This is a genomic window from Microbulbifer elongatus (assembly GCF_021165935.1).
In the GTDB taxonomy this organism is placed as follows: Bacteria; Pseudomonadota; Gammaproteobacteria; order Pseudomonadales; family Cellvibrionaceae; genus Microbulbifer; species Microbulbifer elongatus.
The window spans coordinates 1,948,387-1,969,711 of sequence record NZ_CP088953.1; the positions used below are offsets into that span (position 1 = coordinate 1,948,387).

General features: G+C 59.0%; 20 protein-coding genes. 10 read left to right on the forward strand and 10 right to left on the reverse strand.

The features are described 5' to 3' along the window. Nucleotides 1-30: 30 nt before the first annotated feature. Complete coding sequence (locus LRR79_RS08045) at nucleotides 31-693, forward strand: peroxiredoxin-like family protein (RefSeq protein ID WP_231759838.1); 663 nt, start codon at nucleotides 31-33, stop codon at nucleotides 691-693. 39 nt (nucleotides 694-732) lie between these two features. Here LRR79_RS08045 and LRR79_RS08050 read toward each other — a convergent pair whose 3' ends face one another. The 4 genes from LRR79_RS08050 to can form a co-directional block, all read right to left on the reverse strand. Beyond that, the gene (locus LRR79_RS08050; RefSeq protein WP_231759839.1) at nucleotides 733-1,500 is read right to left on the reverse strand and encodes a glycerophosphodiester phosphodiesterase; all 768 of its coding nucleotides are present in this window, start codon (nucleotides 1,498-1,500) and stop codon (nucleotides 733-735) included. 202 nt (nucleotides 1,501-1,702) lie between these two features. Further along, nucleotides 1,703-2,239, reverse strand: a complete 537-nt coding sequence (locus tag LRR79_RS08055; RefSeq protein ID WP_231759840.1) for a flavin reductase family protein — start codon at nucleotides 2,237-2,239, stop codon at nucleotides 1,703-1,705. A gap of 106 nt (nucleotides 2,240-2,345) precedes the next feature. Next, nucleotides 2,346-4,022, reverse strand: coding sequence for an FAD-dependent oxidoreductase (locus LRR79_RS08060; RefSeq protein ID WP_231759841.1), 1,677 nt, complete (start codon nucleotides 4,020-4,022; stop codon nucleotides 2,346-2,348). Nucleotides 4,023-4,157: 135 nt separating this feature from the next. Further along, nucleotides 4,158-4,814: a carbonate dehydratase gene (can, locus tag LRR79_RS08065; protein ID WP_231759842.1), complete on the reverse strand. Its 657-nt coding sequence runs from the start codon at nucleotides 4,812-4,814 to the stop codon at nucleotides 4,158-4,160. Between the two features lie 204 nt (nucleotides 4,815-5,018). Here can and LRR79_RS08070 point away from each other — a divergent pair, with 204 nt between their 5' ends. Together LRR79_RS08070 and LRR79_RS08075 are read left to right on the forward strand one after the other, a co-directional pair. Beyond that, nucleotides 5,019-5,207 (forward strand): hypothetical protein, encoded by a 189-nt coding sequence (locus tag LRR79_RS08070; protein WP_231759843.1) that lies wholly within the window; start codon nucleotides 5,019-5,021, stop codon nucleotides 5,205-5,207. Nucleotides 5,208-5,258: 51 nt separating this feature from the next. Further along, nucleotides 5,259-5,747 carry a GNAT family N-acetyltransferase gene (locus LRR79_RS08075; protein ID WP_231759844.1) on the forward strand — a complete coding sequence of 163 codons (489 nt, stop codon included), beginning with the start codon at nucleotides 5,259-5,261 and terminating at the stop codon, nucleotides 5,745-5,747. 53 nt (nucleotides 5,748-5,800) lie between these two features. Here LRR79_RS08075 and LRR79_RS08080 read toward each other — a convergent pair whose 3' ends face one another. Beyond that, on the reverse strand, nucleotides 5,801-6,646 hold the full coding sequence (locus LRR79_RS08080; RefSeq protein ID WP_231759845.1) for an SPFH domain-containing protein: 846 nt from the start codon (nucleotides 6,644-6,646) through the stop codon (nucleotides 5,801-5,803). Between the two features lie 48 nt (nucleotides 6,647-6,694). Then, a complete protein-coding gene (locus tag LRR79_RS08085) occupies nucleotides 6,695-7,156 on the reverse strand; it encodes an NfeD family protein (protein ID WP_231759846.1) in 462 nt (153 codons plus the stop codon). Nucleotides 7,157-7,587: 431 nt separating this feature from the next. Between LRR79_RS08085 and LRR79_RS08090 the strand changes: the two genes are divergently transcribed. The 6 genes from LRR79_RS08090 (at nucleotide 7,588) to LRR79_RS08115 (ending at nucleotide 13,788) form a co-directional block, all read left to right on the forward strand. Beyond that, nucleotides 7,588-8,304: a hypothetical protein gene (locus tag LRR79_RS08090; protein ID WP_231759847.1), complete on the forward strand. Its 717-nt coding sequence runs from the start codon at nucleotides 7,588-7,590 to the stop codon at nucleotides 8,302-8,304. A gap of 123 nt (nucleotides 8,305-8,427) precedes the next feature. After that, entirely contained in the window at nucleotides 8,428-9,537 is a 1,110-nt protein-coding gene (locus LRR79_RS08095) for a phospholipase A (RefSeq protein WP_231759848.1), read from the forward strand. A gap of 83 nt (nucleotides 9,538-9,620) precedes the next feature. Continuing rightward, nucleotides 9,621-10,043 carry an NUDIX hydrolase gene (locus LRR79_RS08100; RefSeq protein WP_231759849.1) on the forward strand — a complete coding sequence of 141 codons (423 nt, stop codon included), beginning with the start codon at nucleotides 9,621-9,623 and terminating at the stop codon, nucleotides 10,041-10,043. A gap of 139 nt (nucleotides 10,044-10,182) precedes the next feature. Then, complete coding sequence (locus tag LRR79_RS08105) at nucleotides 10,183-12,210, forward strand: aminotransferase class I/II-fold pyridoxal phosphate-dependent enzyme (protein ID WP_231759850.1); 2,028 nt, start codon at nucleotides 10,183-10,185, stop codon at nucleotides 12,208-12,210. A 59-nt stretch (nucleotides 12,211-12,269) separates the two neighbouring features. Beyond that, nucleotides 12,270-13,010 (forward strand): SDR family NAD(P)-dependent oxidoreductase, encoded by a 741-nt coding sequence (locus tag LRR79_RS08110; RefSeq protein ID WP_231759851.1) that lies wholly within the window; start codon nucleotides 12,270-12,272, stop codon nucleotides 13,008-13,010. A gap of 16 nt (nucleotides 13,011-13,026) precedes the next feature. Beyond that, a complete protein-coding gene (locus LRR79_RS08115; protein ID WP_231759852.1) occupies nucleotides 13,027-13,788 on the forward strand; it encodes an ATP-binding protein in 762 nt (253 codons plus the stop codon). Between the two features lie 36 nt (nucleotides 13,789-13,824). Here the strand turns inward: LRR79_RS08115 and LRR79_RS08120 are convergent, their stop codons facing one another. After that, nucleotides 13,825-15,483 carry an acyl-CoA dehydrogenase family protein gene (locus tag LRR79_RS08120; RefSeq protein WP_231759853.1) on the reverse strand — a complete coding sequence of 553 codons (1,659 nt, stop codon included), beginning with the start codon at nucleotides 15,481-15,483 and terminating at the stop codon, nucleotides 13,825-13,827. 253 nt (nucleotides 15,484-15,736) lie between these two features. On the opposite strand from LRR79_RS08120, the gene LRR79_RS08125 reads away from it, so the two are divergent. Beyond that, nucleotides 15,737-16,855, forward strand: coding sequence for a glycoside hydrolase family 18 protein (locus LRR79_RS08125; RefSeq protein WP_231759854.1), 1,119 nt, complete (start codon nucleotides 15,737-15,739; stop codon nucleotides 16,853-16,855). Nucleotides 16,856-16,940: 85 nt separating this feature from the next. On the opposite strand, the gene holA is transcribed toward LRR79_RS08125, so the two are convergent. The 3 genes from holA to leuS form a co-directional block, all read right to left on the reverse strand. Further along, the gene (holA, locus tag LRR79_RS08130) at nucleotides 16,941-17,945 is read right to left on the reverse strand and encodes a DNA polymerase III subunit delta (RefSeq protein ID WP_231759855.1); all 1,005 of its coding nucleotides are present in this window, start codon (nucleotides 17,943-17,945) and stop codon (nucleotides 16,941-16,943) included. Between the two features lies 1 nt (nucleotide 17,946). Beyond that, nucleotides 17,947-18,570: an LPS-assembly lipoprotein LptE gene (locus LRR79_RS08135; protein ID WP_231759856.1), complete on the reverse strand. Its 624-nt coding sequence runs from the start codon at nucleotides 18,568-18,570 to the stop codon at nucleotides 17,947-17,949. 87 nt (nucleotides 18,571-18,657) lie between these two features. Further along, nucleotides 18,658-21,255 carry a leucine--tRNA ligase gene (gene leuS / locus LRR79_RS08140; protein WP_231759857.1) on the reverse strand — a complete coding sequence of 866 codons (2,598 nt, stop codon included), beginning with the start codon at nucleotides 21,253-21,255 and terminating at the stop codon, nucleotides 18,658-18,660. Nucleotides 21,256-21,325: the final 70 nt, after the last annotated feature.

Here is a 21,325-nt window from a genome sequence, read left to right on the forward strand (position 1 = left end):
CTGAATTTCCGGAACAATAGAGGAATGGATATGAAAACACCAATCTTGTTGGCGCTACTTTGCGCGTTTACCAGCGTGGTAGCGTCTGCTCAGGAGATCAAGCTTCCCGAGAAAATGCCGGAACTGGCCACCACCGAGCAGGCTGATCTCGGCTCTGCAGATACCGGGTTACAGCAGGGGGACAAGCCCGCGGATTTTACCGTGCGTAACCACGAGGGAGATGAGGTTTCCCTGCGCTCCCTGGTCGCCTACAAGGCGCCGATACTGGTTGTTTTCTACCGTGGTGGCTGGTGCCCCTACTGCAATGTGCAGATCCGCCAGCTGGCCGAAGCCTGGCCTGAATTTGAAAAGCGTGGGGTAACCCCGGTACTGATTAGCGCGGATAAACCGGACGCCGGCGCTATGGCCAAGGCCACCTACGAGATTCCCTTCCCGGTACTGTCCGACCCGGATCTGAAGGCCCATGAGGCATTTGATGTAGTGGTACAGATTGACGACGCCACGGCAGAAAAATACAAGACTTACGGTATTGTGCTGGAGGACTGGTCCGGTCGGGATCATCACAAGATCGCTGCACCAGGCATCTTCCTTGTGAACAAAGAGGGCGCCGTGGAATGGGCCCACGTATCCAAAGACTACAAAACCCGCCCCAGCGTCGCGCAATTGTTGCAGATGCTGGACGGCCGCAACTAACGCTTGTGCCCGGTCACCCAGAAAAGAGCCGGGCTGGTGTCAGCCGGCCTTGAGCCCGCTGGGCGGCTGGATCTGTTCCGCCAGTACTTCGACGGTTTTGGCGGCGTTGTAGTCCATGATCAGCTGGGGTTCATCGGTAAATACCCCGTCTGCACCCATGGCGACCACCAGCGCGAGGTCGTGGGGGTGGTTGACGGTAAAGACGTAGCTCTTCAGGCCGCGCTGATGGCCATCGGCGATGATTTCAGGGCACACGAAGTTGAGACTGTGATGCACGGAGTAGGCCTGTAGCGGCTCCGCACAGGCGGCGAGGTCCAGTGGCACGCCGTCGATCAGCACGCCCCGGCGCACCTGAGGAATCCGCTGCAGGCACTCGTAGATCTGGCGATGGTCGAAAGACGAGAGGATGTACTGTTCATAGCTGGCGCCGTTATCGCGAATGTAGGACTCCAGCTCCCGGGCGGCGAGCGCGGCGCAGTCGGGGCCCTTCAGCTCGATGTTCAGCTGCACGTGATTGCCGATCAGTTCCAGCACTTCCCTCAGGGTGGGTACCTGTTCGCCCCCGGGCAGCAGCATTTTGCGCAGGGCACCGGGTGCCATATCCGTCAGCAGGTCCTGCCCCGCCAGCAGGCGACCCAGGCGACGGTCGTGTTTGACGATCAGCTCGCCCCCCACATTCCATACGTCGATTTCAACCCCGTCGATATCAAATTCCAGGGCGTGGGAGATCGCCTGCAGGGTGTTCTCCGTGGCCCGCTTGGGATAGCCGCGGTGAGCAAAGCAGAAGAGGGTATCGGCTGATCGCATTTCGACGTCCACGGTGGCGGAGGTCTCCCAATGATGATTTAAAAGTATGACTATCAGGTGACAGGGTCACAATGATACCGGGGGATTTTGGGGCGGATTCTTAGATTATTTGGTGTGAATATGTTGCGGGGTTATAACGGAATGGGGCCTGTGGCCGCTTGGGGAAACCGGGCCATTGCGGCCCGGCGACTGGTCATTCGCGCTATTCCCCTGCGAGGGCGCGGTAGCGCCCGCGGTGGAAGATCAGCGGTTCGCCACCGGCGGCGGAGAATTCCAGCACTTCACCCAGCAGGATGGTGTGGTCCCCGCCGGCAATATTCTGCGCACGGCGGCAGTGGAACAGGGCCGCACAATCGTCCAGTTGCGGGATGCCCTCGGGGCCCCGGTGCCATTTCACCTGGCCGAATTTATCGGCGCCACGGCCGGCAAACAGGTTGGAAACGTGCTGCTGGTCACCTTTCAGTACATGCACCACAAAGCGCTCGCACTCGGTAAACGCACTGTAGCTCAGGGAGCCGCGGTCGATACTCCAGAGAATCAGCGCCGGGTCCAGGGAGACAGAGTTGAAGCTGTTGACGGTCATGCCCACGGGCTGGCCGGCGGCATCCAGAGTGGTAACAACGGTAATGCCGGTGGCGAACTGGCCAAGGGTATCACGCAGGGCACGGGCTCGGTCGGCGCCGGCCTGGGCGGCTGCCGGGCTGGCTGGGGAAGGGGCGGAATTAGAGGATGCCGTCATACTTCATCAATTTGTGGTCAAAATTTGTGCTGGCGGCCATTCTACGGGAAAAGCGCCGCCGTTGCGTGACTTTCTTTATGTATGCCGGTTTAGCGGCTGCCGGGTTTCAGTCCTGTGCGGCCATCAGGGGCTGGCAGCGCTGGCTGAGCGCGTCCCGTTGGGCGATGCCACTGCCGGTGAGGGCGAACCCTTGGAGCTGGCCGCTGCTGTCCACATATTCCGCGACAATGCCATCGCTCAGCCTGGTGACCTTCCAGTCCCCAGAGTTGTGCCCGTTTCTGGGTGGGCAGACGACGGTGGGGCGCAAGGTGGTTTTCACCGCCACCGGCAGGCAGCCGTACTCTACCGGGGTTGGTGTGCCGGCCAGTGTCTGTGCGAGCGCACGGGCGCTCTGGGTGAGCGGGGCAACATACAACAGGTTGTGTCCATCGACTTCCGCGCAGTCTCCCAGGGCGAAAATATCCGGGTCACTGGTCTGCAATTGGCGGTTGGTAACGATGCCGCGACCGGTTTCGAGGCCTGCCACCTCTGCCAGACCGGTGTTGGGCGCCAGACCGAGGGCGGCGAGGGCGATATCGGCCTCAATGGTGGTGCCGTCGCTCAATTGCGTGCGAATACCGCCTGCCTGCCGGTCCAGTTGACGGACGCTGTGGCCAAAATGGAAGCGCACACCGGCGCTCTCCAGTGATGCCTGGATATCCCGGCCAGCAGCCTCCGGCAGCAGGTTGGCCAGGGGCCAGGGTTGCAGGTCTACAACTTCCACGGTGAAACCCGCCTGAATCAGATCATTGGCAAATTCGCAGCCGATCAGGCCTGCACCAATCAGCAGCACACGCTTGCGGTTCGCCAGCGCCGTGCGGAAGCGGTGGTAATCCGCCAGGCTGTTGACCCGGAACAGGCGCGACTGACCATCGCCCTCGATGGGAGGCAAGGGTGCGCAGTTGGCGCCGGTGGCCAATACCAGCCGTGCGTAGGCGAGCTCGGCAGTGATGCCGCCACTGTCGGAGACCAGGGACAGGCGTTTGGCGGCGCGGTCCAGGTCGGTGACGTGGGTGTGTACCAGAATTTCTGCATTCAGCTCTTTGGCCATCTCTTCTGCCGTGGCGGTGGCCAGCTGCTGCGGGGATTTGCCATGGGCGAGGGACGCGGACAGCAGCGGTTTGGAGTAGAAGGTGCCGTCGTCCCCGGTGATCAGTACCAGTGGCGTGCGCTGGTCCAGTTTGCGGAATTCACGGGCCAGGTGGTATCCGGCGAGGCCGGTACCGATAATGACGATGGGCAGTGTATCGTCGAGCAGCGGGCGGACGTGTTCAGCGGGCTGTTCTGATGGCTCCTCAGCGTCTGGCTGGCTCACCAGCACCATATCGAAATCTTCTTTGCTGACACCGCACTCCGGGCAGGTCCAGTCGTCGGGAATGTCTTCCCAGCGGGTGCCGGGAGGAATGCCTTCTTCCAGCGCCCCCTTGGACTCGTCGTAAATCCAGCCGCACACCATGCACTCCCAGATGCGACCTGCGGCCGTCTTTGGGGCCGCGGAGCTTACTGACTGGGGGGCTGTCGCCTGATCCTGACTGGCGTCGACCGCGGGCTGGTGCCCTGGTGCAGAGCCCACTACCGCAAGCATTTCGAACTCGTCTTTGGTAGCGCCACATTCCGGGCAGACCCAGTCATCGGGAATGTCTTCCCAGCGGGTGCCCGGGGGGATACCGTCGTCCGGCGAGCCTTTGGCCTCGTCGTAAATCCAGCCACAGATCTGGCATTCCCACACACGGAAGTCGGACATGATTACCCCTGGAAACAGCGTTATTCGTTAAGGTCGAGTGGTCGACTTTGAAGGCTGTGGAGTTTAGGGAAAAACGCGGGGAAAGTTAAGGAAGTGGCACGCTGGTGTGTTTACCAGGGTAAAGGCAGGCAAGGGCTAGTCTTTGCCTCTTTGTGCGATGCTGGTCAGTGCCCGGTGATACATCTCGGTGATCTGCTCCGTACTTTCTACGGTAATCTGCAGGTCATTGATCAGCCCGTTGGACAGGCCGTAGACCCAGCCGTGTACCGATAGCGCCTGACCGTTTTCCCATGCGTCGCGCACCGGGGTGGTCTGGCATACATGAATCACCTGCTCCAGCACATTCAGTTCACACAGAAGGTCGACGCGATCCTGCTCTTTGAACAGCTCGATCAGGGTATGGTGCTTGTCGCGCACGTCCTTGATATGCCGCAGCCAGCTTTCGATCAGCCCCAGGCGGGTGTCCTCCAGCGCAGCCTTCACGCCACCGCAGCCGTAGTGCCCCACAACCATGATGTGCTTGACCTTGAGCACTTCCACGGCGAACTGGATAACCGACAGGCAGTTGAGGTCCGAGTGGACAACCACATTGGCCACATTGCGGTGGACGAACAACTCCCCCGGCAACAGATCGACGATCTGGTTGGCGGGCACGCGGCTGTCGGCGCAGCCAATCCACAGGTATTCCGGGGTTTGCTGCTCGGAAAGCTTGAGAAAGAAGTCGGGCTTTTCCTTGCGGGTGGTTTCCGACCAGGAGCGGTTCTTTTCCAGCAGGTCTTGGAGTTGGGACAAGGCAATCATTCCATTGGTGTGCGGTGACTGCGCAGAATATCCTGTTTGGAGCAGGCGTGGAATGCCTGTGGCATATTGCGGTCGGGTGATTTTCGCCGGTTTCCGGGTGGGGCCCGGGGCGTCACTGCACTGGTAATCACCTTCGGTTACCCTGCGCCATTCCACGGCAGTTCGCGCTCTTTACGCTTTTACCAGAGATTGATCATGGGATTTCGCAGAACCAGTATCCGCCGCCCGCGCCGCTTCAACAAACACAACGCCGCTCTGACGCGACGGCGGAAAAAAGTGCGCTGGCTGTTGGCGCAGCGGGCGCGGGTACGAAATTACCGCCGTTTTTTCCAGACGCAGAGTGCGCTGGTGACGCGGGCAGAAGCGGCGCGAGCGAATAGCTGAACAAAATGCCTGTGAGGAAGAACCGGAAGAGGGAGCATGGTAGGAGAGAAATTGAAGAACAAGGTAGAGACGGTAATTGCGGACTATGGTGATCCTGAGCAGGGGGCAGATCTGCTGACGCTGTTGAATGAGTATGCGCTGGATCCCTGTGGCGGTGGCGAGGCCCTGCCGACAATCTGTCACGAGGAACTGCTGCAGCGCCTTGCGGCGTTTCCCGGTGCGTTTTCCGTACTGGCGTATCAGGGAGATAAGGCGGTAGGGCTGGTGAACTGCTTTATGGGGTTTTCCACCTTTATGTGTAAGCCTCTGGTGAATATCCACGATGTGACCGTGAGCCCCTCTGCGCGAGGCGAAGGTATCTGCACATTGATGTTCGAGAAGGTGGTGGCGGAGGCCAGGGCGCGCGGCTGCGGCAAGATTACGCTCGAGGTGCTGGAGAAAAACCTGCCGGCGCAGGCGGCCTACCGCAAGGTGGGGTTCAGACCCTACGCCCTGGATGAAGAGTTCGGCCGTGCAGAGTTCTGGCAGCGCTACCTGTAATACAGGGGCGCTGCCGTCAGTACTAACTAGTCGGTTCTATCGGTTAGTCGGTTCTATCGGTTCAGAAGCCCTTTTACGGCGTTGGGCAGGTCCGCCGGCAACAGGATGTTCTTGGCGTTGGCCGAGGTGGAAAGCTCCTCGAGCGCGTTAATGTAACGCTCACCCAGCAGATACATTACCGGCATTTCCTGGTCGCCAATGGCCTGGGTGACGCGCTCGATGGCTTCACGGCTGGCGTCCGCCAGTACCACCTGCGCCTTGGCGTCTCGCTTGGAAGCTTCCAGGCGGCCGTCGGCTTCCAGAATGGCAGCCTGTTTTTCCCCTTCTGCCCGGGTAACCGTGGCGCGGCGCTGGCGTTCGGCCGCGGCCTGTTCTTCCATCGCTTTCTGCATGGTTGTGGAAGGGTTGATGTCCTGAATTTCCACGGTTTTCAGGTTGATACCCCAGTCCGCGATATCGTCGGAGATGGCTTCTTTCAGTTTGGCCTTGATCAGGTCGCGGGAGGACAGCGCTGAGTCCAGAGACATTTCACCAACAATGGAACGCAGGGCGGTCTGCACCAGGTTCTGGATGGCAATTTCGTAGTCTTCAACGCCGTACACGGCTTTTTCTGGTGAGACGATATTGATGTAGGCCACGGCATTGGCAATGATGGTGGCGTTGTCCTGGGTGATCACTTCCTGCGATGGAATATCCAGTACGATATCTTTGGTGGTGACTTTGTAGGGCACCTGATCGACATAGGGGATGATCACATTCATTCCGGGGTTCAGGGTGCTGTGGTATTTACCCAGGCGTTGCACGATATGTTTGGAGCCCTGGGGCACAATGCGTACCCCCATGCCTACGGTAATAATCACCAGCACGACCAGTGCCAGTACTACGGATAATCCTTCCATTTAAATTTCCCCAAAATAAGGTGTGTGTTTGGATTGAAAGCGGTGGTGTCAGAGCGGGCTGACTACCAGCGTGTTACCGGAAATATTCGTCACCTTGACCCGCTCCCCCACGGCTATCTCGCTGGTGCTCATAAACATCCATTCGTCTTCGCCGAGAATGGGCGCCGGGAAGCGCATGCGCCCGCGCGCTTTGCCAATATTCGAATCAATGACCGAGCCCACCTGTCCGGTGAGCGCTTCCATGGCCATGCCGGATGTGGTGCGATCTTTCCAGTTGGGCTTGATGAATTTTTGCCAAAGAAACACCAGCCCGATGGACAGTCCCGCCCAGATCAGCAGCTGGGCAGTAATCGGCATGCCCACGAGCATCAGCAGGACCCCCATAAACACGGCCGCGAGCCCGAACCAGAACAGGATGAAGCCGGATACAAAAATCTCGGCGGTGACCAGCAGTAGCCCCAGTACCAGCCAGTGCCAGTAGGCAATATGTGCGTTCAGCCATTCCAGCATGATGGCTTTTCTCCTTGTGTTATACGTTGAATCTTGCTGCCAAATTGAATGAGCAATTTCGTGATTATGCCTTAAAGCATTAACGCGCGCGCGGGATAGGCCATGGAAGGGTACGTGGGTGAAAAGTGGCCGCCCGATAAAATGTGGTTATCCTGCCCGGGCAGGGGGATTTGCCTAAAAAATAGTTCCATAAAATTTCGTAAAAATTTCATGAAAGCGCAGCAAATTTGGGGGGCTGTGCAATACTTTTTGCAGGTGCCTGCGTGTCTTGTCGGCCGGCATCGAAAAAGTTCCCCACAAGATGCTGAAGCCGTATCTGCACATCCGAGTTCTCCAACGAACGAGCAGAAAATATGCATCAATTTTGTGCGCTTGCACCCGGGTTATCCCCGAAAGTACCTCGCGAAATCATGGATGAAGACGATATGCGAATGACCGCTAACCTCGCTCAGGGCCGCTACCAGTACAGTTGTGATGGCAGAGTCATGCCGGTACAGGACGAATGGCAGCTGGGGCGCGATGAGCAGGGCCGGCAACTGCTGATCAGTCGCAGGCTGGTGGGTGAGCAGGGGCACGGTATTGAAGTGCGCGCGCTGATGGACGCGGGTCTCGTCACCGAGTGTCTGGTGAACTGGAAAGACGAGGTAGACGAGGTGAATGCCCACTATCGCCTCGTCCCGAGGGGGGACGCCATGGCTGCCATGGGGGATCCCATCGAGGCGGATTGGACCGGCCCCAATGGCCCCCAGCAGATGGTGCTGGAAGGCGACAACAGGCTGTTGTTTCCGCTGATGCGCATTTTTATGGGGCCGCTGTTGCAGCGTCTGTGCGATATGGAGTATGGCTGTGAAGTGGTTGCCCCGGATATCGTAGATCCCTCGCAGCGTGGCAAGTTACTGTCGCCACGGGTGAGCCATCGTCGCGCCGAGGTCATGCCCGGTGATGCCAATATTCAGGGGGTCCACGATCTCGGCTCCGATATTACCGTTTTTTCCTATCAGGGCGATGAAGCTGAACGGGACGCCCACTGCTTCGTCGACCCGCGCGGTCTGCTGGTGGGCTATGACTGGCCCAGTAGCACCGGCCGCCTGTGGCAGGTACGCCTGCGTGACCTGGAGTGGTCGGCGGAGCTCGCTTCCCTGATGTGAGTGGCAGTGAGCAGCTGGCTGACTCACCGCACACTATCGGTTCCCAAACCATGTAAACTGGCGCTCTTTGATGATTCAGGAGCGCCATTTTTGTTTTCTGTTGTATCTGTCCCCGATTTCCCCGTGTGGCCCCTTATCCGGCGCTTTGCCGCGGCTTTTCTGTTGATGCCGGGGCTGGTTTACGCCGAAGAGATATCCGTGGACGATGAGTCTGAGGAAATCGAGATTCTGCAGACGGATGACTCCCTGCAGAGTGAAGAGCGGCGCCAGCAGAACTGTCTGCGTGAGCAGTTACTTACCGCCCCCGCCAATATCACGCTGGAGGAAATGCGTATTCGCTGCGAACTGGCGGTGATTCGCGAGGGCCGCCGTGTGGAGGAAACGCCGGTTTTCGCGACCACCCCGGAAGTTGCCACGCAGGATTCCGCCGAGGCGCTGGTCAGTGAGCGCGCCCAGGCGATCCGTGATGCCGCACAGAACCCGTTCACGCTCGCCTCCCACAAAACCAACTATCTGCTGCCGGTGACCTACAACCCCAAGCCCAACAAGGGGGGGCTGGAAGACTACGACACGGAAAGAGGAACCGATCTGGACTCCATCGAGGTGCAGTTCCAGCTCTCGGTGCAGGTACCGGTATGGCGGGGTTTTCTTGGCAAGGCCTCATTTATGAGCTTTGCCTACACCAACCGCTCCTTCTGGCAGGCCTACAACTCCGATGATTCTGCGCCATTTCGCGAGACCAATCACGAGCCGGAGCTGATCATGACCTGGCTCAATGACTGGACCATTTTCGGCTTCCAGAATGTGGCAAACCAGATCGCCTTCAACCATCAGTCCAACGGTCGCAGTGAGCCGCTGTCACGCAGCTGGAACCGGATCTACGCCAATTTTGCGTTTGAAAAAGACGATGTCTATTTCACCGTGAAGCCCTGGTACCGCATCCCCGAAGACAGAGAAGACGACGATAACCCGGATCTGGAGTTCTACCTGGGGCACTTTGAATTGGTCGGCGGAATCGAGCGGGGCGACCACAATATCTCGATCATGGTGCGCAACAATCTACGCTCTGACAACAAGGGCGCCGGTGAGCTGCGCTGGAGTTTTCCCATGGGTAACCGTGTGCGCGGTTATGTGAAGTACTTCAATGGGCATGGTGAGAGCCTGATCGACTACGATGAATCGGTACAGACCCTGGGGATTGGTTTTGAGCTGGCCCGGGGGACCGGAAACTAAACGGCGCGGTCAGAACCGGCGGCGGGTGCGCCGGGCGGCGACGCGGTCTGCACGGTGCCGGGAATGACGGAAAAGGTCCAGGGATGGGATTTGACGACACCTACAAACTGAGCGCTCATGCGGTCATCACCAACGAGGCCGGAGAGATACTGCAATTACGCGCCACCTACGCGGACAAAAGCTGGGGATTGCCCGGTGGTGCCCTGGACCTTGGGGAGACGATTCACGAGGCCCTGCACCGGGAATGCCGGGAAGAGCTGGGCCGGGAAATTGTCATCGACTATCTGAGTGGCGTCTATTACCACCGGGTATACAACTCTCACGTATTTATTTTTCGTGCCCACCTTAAAGCCCATGGCGTGGGCAACAGTAACGGCGATATCACGCTGTCGTCTGAGCACTCTGCTTTCGATTACTTCCCCCTCTGCGACCTGTCCCCGGTGCAGCGTGTGCGTGTGCTGCACTGTTTGCAGTTTAACGGGGAAGTTCAGAGCGCAAAATTCTAATGTGATCACATTTTTCGATCATTGATTTCGTATCCCCACCGCTTTCTGGTGCATATCGCCAATTTCAGCCGCCCCCACCTAAACGGCGCCAGCGTCATTTAGTATCTGTCTCCTATGCTGAAAGATAAGAAGAAATGTTATGGGTGTAGAACTGACCATGCCTGATCTGGGCAATCTCTGCGAACAGCGCCAGCCTCTCGAATGCCGTGTAGCGCTGGTCAGTAATGACCGCGATCTGAGCAGCAGCTGGGTCAGCGCGCTCAATGCCACCGCCGCGCAGCATGAGAACCCCTATGGCCTGCGGTTTGAATCCGTGGCCACCAGTGCGCTGGAGAAATGCCTGCGGGAGGAAGACCAGTTGCAGGCCCTCATCATTGACGGTGGCTGCAACCCGGATGAACTCAAGGCCGCGGAGCAGCTGGCGGACCGGATGCACGCCCTGCGCGCGCAGTTGAACGTGTTTCTGGTGGCGCAGGATTCGTTCTTGAACGACCAGGGGGGAGCCCCCGCCTCGGTGCGCAAGCGCTTTGATGAACTGTTCGACCGCCGCGAATGCAATTTCAATCATATGTTCCGCCTGGTGCAGGCTTTTATCGCCCGTCGCGCCTCGACCCCGTTCGCAGACACCCTGAAAGAGTATGTGTTCTCCGCCCGGGATGCCTGGCATACCCCCGGCCACTCCGGCGGTGACAGCCTGCGCAACAGCCCCTGGGTCGGTGATTTCTACCGCTTTATGGGGGAGCATGTGTTCAACACCGACCTTTCCGTATCGGTACAGGTGCTGGACAGTCTGCTGGAGCCCCACTCGGTGATTCAGGAAGCGCAGGATCTGGCGGCCCAGGCGTTTGGTGCGGAGCAGACCTTTTTCCTCACCAATGGCACCTCCACCGCGAACAAGGTGGTGATTCAGCAGATTCTGGGTGGAGGCGGCAAGATTATTGTCGATCAGGCCTGCCACAAATCCGTCCATCACGCGATCGTGATGAACCGGGTGGAGCCGGTGTATCTCAAGTCCACCCTGCACCCGCAGTTCGGTATTTATGGCCCGGTATGCCGTGCAGACATCGAGCTGGCACTGGACGAGCATCCGGATGCCGGCCTGCTGGTGATCACCTCCTGTACCTACGACGGGCTGCGCTATGACCTCAAGCCGATCATCGACTACGCCCACGAGCGCGGCGTGAAGGTGTTGATCGACGAGGCCTGGTACGCGCACGGATATTTCCACACCGAATTGCGCCCGACCGCGCTGGAGTGCGGCGCGGACTACGTCACCCAGAGCACCCACAAAATGCTGTCGGCCTTTTCCCAGGCCAGCATGATCCATGTTCAGGACCCGGATTTCGACGAGTTCCGCTTCCGCGAAAACCTGAATATGTACGCCTCTACCAGTCCACAGTACTCGATGATTGCGAGCCTGGATGTGGCGCGTAAGCAGATGGTAATGGAAGGTTACGGCCGCCTGCGTCACTGTGCGCAGATGGTGGCCACTCTGCGCCGGGAAGTGGACGCCACTGGTGTGTTTCGTGCGCTGACTCTGGATGATCTGGTTCCGGTGGCGCTGGCCCAGGACAATATTCGCCTGGATCCCACCAAGGTCACCATCGACGTATCCGGCAGCGGCTACTCCGGTAAAGAGATCCAGGTCAAACTGTTCGACCAGTTTGGTATTCAGGTGGAGAAAACCACCTACAACACCGTGACCGTGCTGGTGACCCTTGGCAGCACCGAGAGCAAGCTGCTGCGCCTGGTGCATGCGCTCAAGCAGCTGGCGCGACAACCCCGCAAGCGCAGCCATGTGTGCAGTACCCGGCAACTACCGGAATTTACGCATTTAAGCTGCCTGCCGGCGGACGCGTACTTTTCTGAAACGGAAGAGCTCCCACTGATGGATAACGGTGTGGCAGCCGAGAAAAAACTGGTCGGTCGTACCAGCGCCGATGAAATCGTGCCCTACCCCCCGGGAATTCCCGTACTCGTGCCAGGACAGGAAATCTCTGCGCAGATTGTGCAGTTCCTCCAGCAGCTGTTGCAGGGGCAGAATGCCACGGAAATTCACGGGCTCATCTTCCGCTCGGATGAGCCGATGTTGCGGGTGATGCAGCAGACCGGGAAAGCTTCACCGGAAAACAAGGTCAGCAACGCCGGGAACCGCTCGAAAAAATAGTGCGGCGCAGCCGGCTCGAAAACGGTAATCACAGGGAAGGCAGGTGGACAGGAAAGCCGATGCAGCAAGCCGGAAATCCAGCACCAGAGTGTATTCTCCTCGCGGGCGTGGGCGGTGGCCTTGGCCGTGCACTGGTCGGGCAGGTTGCTCGGCGCTACCCCCGGGCACAACTGCTCACGATCAGTCGCGCGAATAGTGCGGCGCCGGTGGATGCGCAGAACCATCTTACCCTCTCCCTCAGTGATCCGGCGGCTACCCCCGCCGTGAAAGACTGGCTAGGCGCGAGGACACTTCCCAACTGGGTGATCGTCTGCAACGGAGTGCTGCACTGGCAGAATCACCGGCCGGAAAAAAATGTGCAACAGTGCACCGATGAGGCACTGTTGCAGAGTCTCTCGATCAATGTGCTGAGTCATGTGCACCTTGCCCAGGCGGTAGCGCCGCTGTTGCAGCGCCGATCGCCATTCACCTGGGCCTCGCTTTCGGCAAAGGTTGGCAGTATCGAGGACAACCAGCTGGGTGGTTGGTATAGCTACCGGATGAGCAAGGCGGCGCTGAATATGCTGGTGCGCAACCTGTCGATTGAGTGGGGGAGAAAGCTCGATTGCTGTCGCGTGGTGGCCGTTCATCCGGGAACGACCGATACCGCACTTTCCAAACCTTTTCAACAGAATATCCCTGCAGGTAAACTGTATACACCGGCGCAGAGCGCCGACAGAATTGTTTCTGTACTGGAACAATTGAGCGATGCTGATTCTGGCAAGTTGTTGTTCTGGGATGGAACGCACATACCCTGGTAACGGAAGGTGGATACGGTTGGACTGGAAGAATCACTACGCGGCGATCTGGCGCCCGAAAACGGCGAGCCTGAAGCCGGTGCGCCGGATAGACCCGATATCTGCCGAGCAGTTACTGGGTATCGATACCCAGAAACAGCTGCTGTTCGATAACACCCGCCGTTTTTTGCGTGGAGAGCCGGCTAACCACGCGCTGTTATGGGGCAGTCGCGGCACGGGCAAATCCAGTTTGATCAAGGCTTTACTGAATGCGTTTGCCGGGGCGAGCCTGCGCTGTGTGGAAGTCAACTTTCACGACCTCGGCGACATTCCCGAGATCATAGATCTGTTGGACCACGGCGATGCGCGGGATTACCGGTTTATTCTTTTTTGCGACGATCTGGCCTTTGACCGCGGCGATGCCCGCTACAAAGCGCTAAAAAGTATTCTTGAAGGCTCTCTGGAGCTCCCCCCGGAAAACGTATTGCTTTATGCAACCTCCAACCGGCGTCACCTGTTACCGGAGGATGCGTCGGCGAACCAGGATACGCGTATTGTCCATGGCGAGCTGCACCACGGCGATCAGGTTGAGGAGACCCTCTCTCTTGCGGATCGCTTCGGGCTCTGGCTGAGTTTTTACCCCGGCGACTGGGAAACATACCTGCAGATGGTTGATCAGTTATTTTGCGATTATGAGGGCGATCGCGCGGCGCTACACACCGCTGCGAAACAGTTTGCCATGCTCCGGGCCAGCCACAGTGGGCGAACGGCGGAGCAGTTTTTTAAAAGTTATTCGAATTGAGCGGGTACACGTAGGAGCCTGCTTTGCAGGCGATCGTCAGAGGTTCAGTGGGTTACCACGCTCTATAATTGTTTGGACATCGATATCCACCGGCAGGGTACCTGTGTTGTGCGCGCCCTGAGCGCCAAGCCTGGAAGCAATAAACCCTTCCGCAACCGCAGTATTGCCCGCCTGTATCAACAAATGGCTCTGCATGGTCAGCGCCAACTGGTCAATAAGATGGCGCGCGCGGTATTCCATTTGATCCAGATCAGCACATTGGTTTTTCAGCTGTGCCAGGGCCCGGTCAAAGCGCAGATCGCTGCCTTTACTTCTTTCCAGCTCATCAAACCAGTTGGTTAACACCACTGGAGTTTTGGCGATTGCGCGTAGCGCGTCCAACGCCTGGATATTGCCGGAGCCTTCCCAGATGGCGTTGATCGGTGCATCCCGGTAAAGACGGGCGGTAATAAAGTTCTCAATCACGCCGTTACCACCCAGGCATTCCATAGCCTCGTAAGCATGGTGCGGGGTGCGTTTACAGATCCAGTATTTCCCCACTGCGGTGCCCAGGCGCATCAGTAGCTTCTGTTGCTCGTCGTCGAGATGATCCATGGCCTGGGCCATGCGCATGGTCATGGCCACCGAGCCTTCCACTTCCAGCTGTAAATCCGCGAGTACGTTCTGCATCAATGGCTGGTCGATGAGAGGTTTTCCAAACGCACAGCGCTGACTGGCGTGGTAGATCGCCTGCAGGGTGGCCTGCCGCTGGCCACCGGCAGAGCCGATCATACAGTCGAAGCGGGTGGTGGAGACCATTTCGATGATGGCCGGTACACCGCGGCCTTCCTCGCCCACCAGCCAACCGAGCGCGCCGCGCAACTCGATTTCTGACGAGGCGTTGGAGACATTGCCCGCCTTGTCTTTCAGGCGCTGTATCTGAATGGGGTTTTTCGTCCCGTCCGGGCACCAGCGGGGCACCAGAAAACAGCTCAGTCCGGCATCGGTCTGCGCCAGCATCAAAAAGGCATCGCACATGGGCGCGGAGGTAAACCATTTGTGGCCAACGATCTCGTAAGCGCCGTCACCAGTGGGGGTGGCTGTGGTGGTGTTGGCGCGCACATCGGAGCCCCCCTGTTTTTCCGTCATTCCCATACCGATGGTGAGCGCGGATTTTTCCGTGTACGGGCGGTTGCTGGGGTCGTAACCGCGATCGGTAATTTTCCGCAACCACACTTTTGCCAGCGCGGGCGTGAGGTTGATCGAAGGGACGGAGGTAAAGGTCATGGTGATCGGGCAGCCGTGGCCGGATTCCACCTGACTGTGCAGGTAGTACTTGGCGGCGCGCACCACGTGAGCACCGGGTTTTGGGTCCGTCCACGGCGACGAGTGCAGTCCCTCACTTTTCGCCAGCTGCATCAGTTGATGGTAGGCGGGGTGGTAATTCACCTGATCGATGCGGTTGCCCACCCGGTCGTGGGGTTCAAACTCCGGCTTATAGCGGTTGGCCTGGAAACCGCGCTCGATCCACTCGGGACGGCCACAGACTTCGCCGTAGCGCTGCAGATCATCTTCACCCCAGTGACCGCCGTTGCGCGCTACCGCCTCTTTCAACGCGGCGTCACCAGCGTAGAGATTATGGCCCTGTAGCGGCGCGGGCTGGTTGAGCACCTGATGGGTGGCGGCGAGGTCGGCTGTCGTTGTTTTATTCGTCATGACTGGTTTTTGCGCGGGCCGGTGGCCGTTGGAATGTGGCTTCCCGAATATCCTAGCGGCTTGGCAGAGGTGAGGCTTGTCGGGACACACCGGAATACTTGGCTTGCCGCGCCAAAGTGGAATCTGTAGGAACCTGGAGCTGTCACACACCTCTTAACAGCGTTGTCACCCTGCTGTGTAACAGGATAGGATTCGGGCTGGCCGCTGCGGCCCCTAGCTGTGAGCGACAAAAATAATTGAAGGAGAGTACCCAATGAAAAACTGGCGGCGTTGGTGTGGTTTGTGGCTGGCTATGGCGGGCAGTGCGCTGGTGGCAGCGGAAATCCCGAAAGCCCCTCCGGTCAGTGCGAACGAGCTGGTTGTGATGGGCTACTACACCGGCGATGGGAAAGACCTGCAGCGCTACGACTTCAACAAGCTGACCCATCTGATTTACAGCTTTGTGTATCTGGAAGGAAATGAACTGGCGTTCCGTGACCAGGCTGCGGAGGCATCTTACCGCCGGCTGTTGGCCCTGCAAGAAACGTATCCACATCTCAAAGTGATGTTGGCCCTGGGTGGCTGGGGTGGCTGTGAGCCCTGCTCGGAAGTCTTTTCTTCGGCGGAAAACCGCCGCGCCTTTGCGCAGTCGGTGAAGGTGGCGCTGGACGAGATTGGCGGCGACGGCCTGGATCTGGATTGGGAATATCCTGCGATTGCCGGGCACCCTGGACATCCTTACAAGGCGGAGGATCGTGAAAATTTCACCGCGCTGGTTCAGGCACTGCGTGAGGAGCTTGGTGAGGAATACCTGATCACCGTCGCTGCGGGCGGGTTTGATGAGTTCCTGCAAAAGTCGCTGGATTGGCAGGCGGTGACGCCGTTGATCAACAGCATTAATCTCATGAGCTATGACCTGGTGAATGGCTTCAGCACCGTGACCGGTCACCATACACCACTGTACTCAACGGACCAGCAGACGCAGTCCACCGACAATGCGGTGCGCTATCTATTGGATGCCGGTGTGCCCAGTCAGAAAATCGTGATTGGGGCGGCGTTTTATTCACGCGTCTGGGACGGAGTGGCCGCGGAAAATACGGGACGTTACCAGAAGGGCAAGCATGTTCCAGGCCTGAAGTATCGTGAGCTGAAATCCGCTTACAGAGCGGAGTCCGGCTTCGAGCTGGCGTGGGATGATGATGCTAAGGCTGCGTTTGCGTATAACCCGCAGCAGCAACGGTATGCGACCTTTGATACCCCAAAATCGGTAAAGTTGAAAATGGCGTACGCAAAGCGGTTGGGGCTGGGGGGGATTATGTTCTGGGAACTTCCCGGCGATAGTGATGATGGCGAACTACTGGATGCAATCTATTCGGTCAAGTCCGCAGAGTAACTCCCTGTAGGAGCCTGCTTGCGGGCGAAAGAATCGGAGCGTTGTTCGGTTCGTTGGCAAGCAGGCTCCTACAGGGGGATCGTGATTAGATACTGCGTTTGCCGGAGAGGTTGAGGGTCAGTTCCAGCAGCCCTGCCCAGGGATCCATTTCCTTGCCACCTTTGATGGCGTTATCCACGGCTCTTGCGCGCATCAGGAAGTTTTCCAGGTGGCGGGGGCGCAGGCGTTGGCAGGCAGCCTGGACCAGTGGCTGGCGCTTCTGGATGCGTACCAGGCGATTGATCGGCTGGCCCTGGTCGAGTTTCTGCTGGGTTTCCAGCAGCGTGCGGATTTCCCGGGCGATGGCCCAGAGCACCACGGGCGCTTCTACGCCCTCGGCGCGCAGTCCCTGCAAGGTGCGCACGGCGCCGGCGGCATCACCGGCCAGTGCTTTGTCGATCAGGCCGAAGACGTCGTAGCGGGCAGAGCTGGCGACGGCGTTGTTCATGGTGTCGGCGGTGATCACCGAGTCCTGCGCCAGCAGCTTCAGTTTCTCGATTTCCTGGCTGGCGGCGAGCAGGTTGCCTTCCACCCGCTCGGCGAGTATCTGGATGGCTTCCGGTTCCGCATCGAGACCGTTTGCGCGCAGTCGTTGATGAATCCAGCGGGGCATTTCGGAGGCGTCCACGGGCCAGATCTGGATCAGTACCCCTTTGGCTTCCAGCGCCTTGACCCATTTGCTGTTCAGTTGCGACCGATCGAGCCTGGGCAGTACCAGGAGCAGCAGGGTTTCTTCGTTCGCCATGCTGGCGAATTCCTGCAGGGCTTTGCTGCCCTTGTCGCCGGGTTTGCCGCCGGGCAGGCGCAGTTCGATGATTTTTTTGTCGGCGAACAGGGACAGGCTGCCGGCGGCGGACAGCAGTTGGTCCCAGTCGAAGTTGTGTTCGCCGTGCAGCAGGTCGCGTTCGTTGAAGCCGTGATTGCGTGCGGCTTCGCGGATGCTATCGCAGCATTCCTGCACCAGCAGGGGTTCGTCGCCGGTGACGACGTAGATGGGGGCTAATCCCTGGCGGAGGTTCTGCGGGAGCTGGCGCGGGTTGATGCGTGGCATATCAGGGAAGCGCCGGGTTGTCGCGGACGGGGGCGTTGATTTCGATGCGGCGCAGACGGTCGATGATCCGGCCGATCAGTTCGCGGCGCATTTCTTCCCGCTGCAGGCGCTCTTCTTCCCCCTTGCTGACGACTTCGGCGTCGTCCCATTCGAGGGTGCGGTAGACGTCGGCGCGCGCCTGGGTGAGGAGGTCGCGGCCGGTGTTGTCACGTACGCTGTATTCGGCGCTGGTGATGAGTTCGTATTCGGAGGCGCGGCCCTGGGCATCGACGGAGACGGTACGTTTTTGTTCGATCTCTTTGTGGATGGTGAGGGTGAAGTCGGCTTCGCTGGGTTCTTCTGCCAGGGGCAGGCCGCTGGTTTGCAGCAGGCGGGTGATGCTTTCGGCCAGTTCGCTTCTGGGATCTTCGGTGGTGATGTAGAGCTTGCTGCCCGGAGGGAAGTTTTTCGGTGCGCCGCGGAGGTGCCAGCCACAGGCTGAGATTGTGATGGCCAGGAGTATAGTAATTATGCGGAGCACGGTATTTTTCATCTTGGTCCGGTGGTTTTTTGTCGTGTGGCGGTCGGGCACCGGGTACAGGTTTTCAGGACCGCTGTAGACCCATCCCTGGGCGCTGCGGCGCAAACATCCTGTTTGCGACGCTCCTGAAAACCTGTACCCGGCACCCGCCCTTCGCGTCGGGCTTTATTGCTCCGAAGCGAGTTGGGTTGGTTAGTTGGCGACGATGTTGACCAGCTTGCGTGGTACCACAATCACCTTGCGCACGTTTTTACCTTCGGTAAATTTCAGTACGTTTTCGTCTGCCAAGGCCATTTTTTCAAGGGTTTCCTTGTCGGCGTCTGCGGGCGCTTCGAGTTTTGCGCGCAGTTTGCCGTTGACCTGAACCACCAGGGTGATGCTGGAGCGGACCAGGGCTTTCTCGTCCACTTTCGGCCAGGGGGCGTCGACCAGTTCGCCGCGGTTGCCCAGCGCTTTCCACAGTTCGTGGCTGATGTGCGGGGTGACCGGGGCGAGGAGCATGACGGCAGCTTGCAGGGCTTCGCGTTCTACGGCGAGGCCGTTGGCGGAGTCGCGCTCTGCGGTTTTGGTGATTTCGTTCAGCAGCTCCATGACCGCGGCAACGGCGGTGTTGAAGGTCTGGCGGCGGCCGTAGTCGTCGCTGACTTTCTGGATGGTCTCGTGGGTCTTGCGGCGCAGTTGCTGCTGTTTGTCGCTGAGGTTGTTTACGTCAATCTCGCTGCTGCCATCGCCGGCTTGGATATGGCCGTGGACGGTTTTCCACAGTTTGCGCAGGAAGCGGCTGGCGCCTTCCACGCCGGAGTCGTGCCATTCGAGGGTCTGCTCGGGGGGCGCGGCGAACATGGTGAACAGGCGTACGGTGTCGGCACCGTATTCCTTTACGGCAGCGTGGGGGTCAATGCCGTTGTTCTTGGACTTGGACATTTTGACCACACCGCCGGCGATGACTTCTTCACCGGTGGCGCGCTCGATGGCTTTGATCGGCTTGCCCTTGTCGTCGCGCTCTACGTCGACGTCTGCAGGAGAGATCCAGGTTTTGTGGCCGTTGTCTTCTTTGTAGAAGGATTCGGCCAGTACCATGCCCTGGCACAGCAGGCGCTTGAAGGGCTCGTCGCTTTTTACCAGGCCTTCGTCGCGCATCAGTTTGTGGAAGAAGCGCGCGTACAGCAGGTGCAGGATGGCGTGTTCAATACCGCCCACATACTGGTCTACCGGCAGCCAGTAGTTGGCGCGGTCCGGGTCGAGCATGCCTTGTTCGAAGTCGGGGCAGGTGTAGCGGGCGTAGTACCAGCTGGACTCCATAAAGGTGTCGAAGGTGTCGGTTTCACGCTCGACGGCTTCCCCGTTGTGTTCGTCTTTGCGCCACTCGGGGTCGGCCTTGATCGGGGAGGTGGTGCCGTCCAGGGTGACGTCTTCCGGCAGCAGGATCGGCAGTTTCTCCGCCGGTACCGGAATTTCGCCGCCGTCTGCCAGGTTGAACATGGGAATCGGTGCACCCCAGTAACGCTGCCGGGAGACACCCCAGTCGCGCAGGCGGTAGTTGGTGGTGACGCGGCCCTTGCCGGCGGCTTCCAGACCGTCGGCGATGGCATTGAAGGCGGCGTCGAAGTCGAGGCCGTCGAAACCGCCGGAATTCACCAGCACGCCTTTTTCGGTGAAGGCTTCTTTTTCCAGATCGATGGATTCATCGCCGGTGGGGGCGATCACCTGCTTGATCGGCAGGTCGTATTTTCTGGCAAATTCCCAGTCGCGCTGGTCGTGGGCGGGTACCGCCATCACGGCGCCGGAGCCGTAATCCATCAGCACGTAGTTGGCGACCCATACCGGCACTTCTTCGCCGGTAAGCGGGTGGATGGCCTTGAGGCCGGTATCCATGCCTTTTTTGTCCATGGTGGCCATATCGGCCTCGGACAGGGACTGTTTTTTGCACTCGGCAATAAACGCCTTGAGCTCGGGATTGGATTCCGCCAGCTCCTGGGCGATCGGGTGCTCCGCGGCCAGGGATACATAGGTCACGCCCATGAGGGTATCCGGGCGGGTGGTGTAGACGTCGAAGTGGTCGACACCGGCAATGGTTTTCGGCAGGGCGAAGGCCAGTTCCACACCTTTGGATTTGCCGATCCAGTTGCGCTGCATGGTGCGCACCTGTTCCGGCCAGTCCGGCAGCTGGTCGAGATCCTTGAGCAATTCTTCGGCGTAGTCGGTGATTTTGATAAACCACTGAGGGATTTCCCGGCGTTCGACCAGGGCACCGGAGCGCCAGCCGCGGCCGTCTTCCACCTGTTCATTGGCCAGTACGGTCTGGTCTACCGGGTCCCAGTTCACCGTGGCCATCTTTTTGTACACCAGGCCTTTCTTGTACAGGCGGGTGAAGAACCACTGCTCCCACTTGTAATAGCTGGGCTGGCAGGTGGCCAGCTCGCGGGACCAGTCAAAGCCGAAGCCCAGAGACTTCAGCTGGCCCTTCATGTAGTCAATATTGGAATAGGTCCACTTGGCCGGTGCGGTCTTGTTCTGGATGGCGGCGTTTTCCGCCGGCAGGCCGAAGGCGTCCCAGCCCATGGGGTGCAAGACGTTCTTGCCCTGCATGCGCTGGTAGCGGGAGATCACGTCGGTGATGGTGTAGTTGCGCACGTGCCCCATATGCAGCTTGCCGCTGGGGTAGGGGAACATGGACAGGCAGTAGAACTTGTCGCGGCTGGGGTCTTCCTTTACCTCGAAGCTTTTCTGCTCGGCCCAGTGCTCCTGGGCGGCGGCTTCGACTGCGGAGGGGTTGTACTGCTCTTCCATCGGTGGGGAACCTATACTCTGTGACTCGATCTATTGGGATGTTCTGGCCGGTGGTTTAAGGTCCGGCGGG